We start from the raw sequence: 1,119 nt of genomic DNA on the forward strand, positions 1-1,119 counted from the left end.
TGCCGGACTTCCAAAGGCGATCACATCTCCGGGCTGGAGTGTGACACGCTCCGAGAGGAATGCAATGATCTCTGCTGGTGTAAAGAGCATCTCACTAGTATTGCCCGTCTGTCGGACGTCGCCTCCCACAGTGGTCTTCATATCCAAATTCTGCGGTGAGACGTCTGTCTCGATCCACGGCCCGACAGGTGCCCCATTGTCGAACACTTTCATTGCGGCACCGGGCTGACCAATAGCATCCAAGTCGTTTAGGATGGTATACCCACGTACCACAGAGTCGACATCTGGGATTGGAACATTCTTTGCTTTCTCGTCGATGACTGCAGCGAGTTCACCGGCGTATCCGAGACCGTCCGCAAAGGTAGGATAGGGAATCTGAGCCCCATCAGGGCAAACAGCAGTTGACGGTTTGAGGAAGAAGTGGGGTTGCTCGGGTTTTTCGTTTCCTTTGTGTTCGAGGTAGTCCTCGTAGTTTCGCCCTGCACAGTAGACGGTGGTTGGCTTACTCGGCGGTAGCAACTCGGCCTCGTCGCCCAGCTCGTATTCACCATTATCTGTGCTTAGAACTCCATCGTTGTACGTCCCAGTAACAACACCATCCTCTGTATCTGCTCTCGCAAGTCGCATGTGCTATCACTATAACCAGCCCCCCTTAGTGTTTCCCTCGCCGGTATTACTAAATAGATGACCTCGCAATCGCTCGTTCATGGAAATCACATCTGTTGAGGCAATTCCCCTCTCTTGCCCCTTAGAAGAAGAGTACGTTGTCTCTGGGAGAGGTGACCCGGTTCCAGAACGACCGATGACCCTTCTCAAGGTGGAAGATAACGATGGAACAGTCGGATGGGGTGAAGCGTTCGGGCCTCCGAAAACGAATGCTGCTATCTGTGAGGAATTGGTCGCTGATTCCGTTCTCGGGATAGACCCGTTCGAGGTTGAATCTCTGATGGAGCGCGCCTACGCCGGCCAGTACCACTTCTCCAGGCGTGGCCCCCTCCAATGTGTTCTTGCCGGACTCGATATGGCGATCTGGGATCTGATCGGGAAGCAGCTCGGTAAGCCGGTTCATGAATTGCTGGGGGGACCGAACCGGGAGGAAGTCGTGCCGTACGCATCGCT

General features: G+C 54.3%; 1 protein-coding gene and 1 pseudogene. One reads left to right on the forward strand and one right to left on the reverse strand.

What is annotated here, in order from left to right; translation table 11 throughout:
- A partial coding sequence (locus EP28_RS13865) for a fumarylacetoacetate hydrolase family protein (protein WP_080506145.1) occupies positions 1-627 on the reverse strand: 627 nt, incomplete at its 3' end.
- Between the two features lie 79 nt (positions 628-706).
- Here EP28_RS13865 and EP28_RS13870 point away from each other — a divergent pair.
- A pseudogene (locus tag EP28_RS13870) lies at positions 707-1,119 on the forward strand (mandelate racemase/muconate lactonizing enzyme family protein); the annotation flags it as partial.

This window comes from Halorubrum sp. BV1 (genome assembly GCF_000746205.1).
GTDB lineage: Archaea > Halobacteriota > Halobacteria > Halobacteriales > Haloferacaceae > Halorubrum.